This is a genomic window from Eudoraea sp., from assembly GCF_049665975.1.
Classification (GTDB): domain Bacteria; phylum Bacteroidota; class Bacteroidia; order Flavobacteriales; family Flavobacteriaceae; genus Eudoraea.
Window position 1 is genome coordinate 1 of sequence record NZ_JBATGR010000453.1, and the last position, 3391, is coordinate 3391.

Genomic DNA, 3391 nt, shown 5'->3' on the forward strand with positions numbered 1-3391 from the left:
CAAATTTATGCTGTAAGGAGTAATAGTTACATAAATAGAGCTTGACTCTGGAAGTGGCTGTTGAAAACTGTAATTCGTTGTATTACCTAAATCAAGTTCATTCACCAAATCTGTTCCCCCCGAAGAAGTACCCACTGATAGAATATAACCCAAAATACCGTTCACAGGTTCCCATTCCAGATTTGAATTCAAATTTATGTTATCAGAACCATTTTTTGGGTTTAATAGATTTGTACATTCCGGAGGGACTGGCCCTGTGCCGGTTGTAAAAGAAATTGGCTGACAATTTGGAGCTGATCCAAGATCATTATAGGGTGTTATACGTACAAAATACAATGTATTACCTTCAAAATCAGGGGGTTTAAAATTGGTGCCGTTGCCAACATCAAAGTTGTCAAGAATCTTGATGCCACCTATAGACGATTTCTCAATAGTCATAAGGTATCCCGAGGCATTAAAATCTCTAATCCAGGTTATGTTTGCAGTAACTGAAACAAATTCACCTCCGTCCATCGGATCTATTATTTCCGTACATAAAGGCGGGTTATTTCCTCTGGTCCTGAAATTAACTTCAGAGCAGGAAGGAGATTCTCCTGTGCTGTTATAAGGTATTATAGTTATATAAACACGTTGGGAAAGTGGTAAATCAGCAGGTGGATCGTAAGTAGTCACATTACCAACATCTTCGTTGCTTAAAATATCACTTACACCAGCGATTGTTCCAATATTCAAAATATATCCTATGGCTTCTGATTGGCCTATCCAGCTAATATTTGTATCCGGAGGCACACCATAAGAACCTGCTGCGGGAATTGATAAGGTAACGCATCCGGGAATAGAACTGGCAAGTCCTGTAGTAAAACTTTCCTCAATACAGTTTTGAGCGTCGCCGTTATTGTTATTAGGAATTACTTTTACATAATATACTGTGTTAGGCAACAGACTTGTTGTGGGCGTAAAGCCAAGATTGTTTCCCATTGATACACCATTTACTATGTCTGTACCACCCGGACTGGTGCCAATAAAGAGGAAATATTGTGTGGCATTTGCTACAGCCTGCCATTGCAGTTGAGTATTTACGGAAACCCCTGTTTCACCATTAGAAGGGGTAGTCAACATGGTGCAGGCGGGAGGTGACTGTGCGGACAAACCTAATAGGAACCCTAAAAACACTACAATAAATAGTATTTTAAGCTTCGTTTTTTTTATATCCGGATTATATGATACAATTTGATGATCCACCTTTAAAGATAGCAGAAATATTAAATATGATTCTTTAAAGTAGATTTGTCTTAAAAAATTACTAAACCTTTCAGAATCACATTTTAACAATAATACTTTTCACGGACCATTTAATAGGTCAAAGCAACTAGGTTAAAATTTTCGGTATTTCACATGTCGCATCTTATTGGCGGTGCTGTTACCTTTAAATTTTTCGGTTTCAGGATCCCATTGAAGTGTTTCACCGAGGTTATAAGCAATATTTGCAATATTGCAAACACTAGCGGATCGATGGCCAGTTTCTACATCACAGATAGGTTGGGTTCTATTTTTAATAGCATCTATCCAATCCTGATAGTGATCTTTTTTTACTTTGTACAAACGTGTATCTGTATTTTTTAACTCCACATTCAGAATACCAGCAGGATCGGTTTCAAGAAAACTACGGCTCACATCCATCTTACCTTCAGTACCAATAAAACGAACACCCCATCCGCGTTCAAAGTCTTCATGAACGACTTCTACCCCGTTTGCATAGTACATCTTTAAACCTCGTACTGCATTTTTATCAGTTGGAGGGACAAATTTAACAGGTCCTGTCCGGTCCATTCCCAGGGCCCATTGTACAATATCAAACATATGTGCGCCCCAGTCGCATAAAATACCACCTCCGACTTCCTGATACAACCTCCAATCAGGCCAAAAATCAACATCATTGTTTGAAGGTGCAAGCCGGTGATTATAGCCTAAAAGGGGTGCAGGACCGCACCAATTATTCCAATTGACTTCCACTGGCATGGCCTCAGCCTTTAAATCATAAGGCCTAGCGGGGTCACCAACATTCACCAAAATTTTCTGTATATCTCCTAAATAACCATTCCTGACCAGTTCACAAGCCTTTCTAAAATTATCCCACGAGCGTTGAATACTTCCGGTTTGTACAATTTTGCCCGTCTTTTTGGCCCATTTTACCATCTCCTTACCTTCCTTTAGCGTATGGGTCAGAGGTTTTTCACAAAAAACATCTTTTCCAGCTTTCATAGCGTCAATAGATTGTAATGCATGCCAGTGGTCTGGAGTAGCCACAATAACAGCATCTATTTCCGTTTGATCCAGAAGCTCTTTATATTCCAGAAATGTATTAACACTGCTATAACCTGACTGGTTCCGATGTTCAGCGTAAACCTTTTCAACATGATCCTTAAACCAGGCATTTTTTGTGGTCCAGACATCACAGCTGGCTATAATTTGTGCATTCGTATTCTGAACAAATCGTGCCGCAAGTCCTCTACTCTGTTTTCCAAGACCTATAAATCCAAGATTTACCTTATCACTTGGAGCCACAAAACCTTTTCCTAAAACATGGCGCGGTATTATGGAAATGGCGCCTAATGTGAAGGCGGAATTTCTAATAAACCTTCTACGGGTCAGTTTTGACTTATTGTTATCCTCATTGAAATTGGAACTTAGTTTTTTTGTTGTCATGGCTGGTTCATTTGCTATTAATGGAATAGATGGAATAAACAATTAAATTACAAGAAAAATTCAAATATATAATCATAAAACAACCATAATTGTTACTCAGTGAAGTATAATTTAAACTTAATGCAGCACTTGAGGTTATTTATTAAACCAGTAAGTTAGTTTTAGTGTAATTGACCAAATCCTGCCGTCAAATGGTGCCAATAATTCGTTGTTGGTGTAGACAAGGAACAAATCCGATGCTGGCTTATAACGCCATTGAAGCCTTGAGTTTAGGTTAAAGTTTTTGGATTGTTCGTTATATTGAAATAAGGTGGCAAAAAATAGTTTATTGGTAAAAGTTATATCCACCTCAGATCCTATTAACCAAAATTCTGTAGTATTCCATGGTTCAGGTAATTTAATGTTATTGTAACTAATATTTGAGCTTAGACTTACATATGGCTGAAAACGATAACCCAGTTCGCTTGTTAAGGTTGCTAGTGTACCGTCTTCATAATAACCCCCAACTCTTCCGCCTGCAGAATAGGTAAACATGCTTTGTGGTCTGGAATTATATTCAAATCTAAAGGCATTCCATCTATGTTTGGTACCTGTAGCCAGGGAATCTTTTCCTGTGCCCGTAGGATCAAAAGGCGCCAATAATTCAACATACTCATTGAGTCCTTCCACGCTTATACTACTTCGG

At 38.4% G+C, this 3391-nt stretch carries 2 protein-coding genes and 1 pseudogene; all 3 read right to left on the minus strand.

Translation table 11 applies throughout. The features are described from left to right. Nucleotides 1–1242: Ig-like domain-containing protein (locus WBN20_RS14805; RefSeq protein WP_424282238.1), on the minus strand; the 1242-nt coding region annotated here is incomplete at its 3' end. Nucleotides 1243–1374: 132 nt separating this feature from the next. Further along, nucleotides 1375–2706 carry a Gfo/Idh/MocA family protein gene (locus WBN20_RS14810; protein WP_424282239.1) on the minus strand — a complete coding sequence of 444 codons (1332 nt, stop codon included), beginning with the start codon at nucleotides 2704–2706 and terminating at the stop codon, nucleotides 1375–1377. A 135-nt stretch (nucleotides 2707–2841) separates the two neighbouring features. Next, nucleotides 2842–3391 (minus strand): annotated as a pseudogene (locus WBN20_RS14815) (hydrolase); the annotation flags it as partial.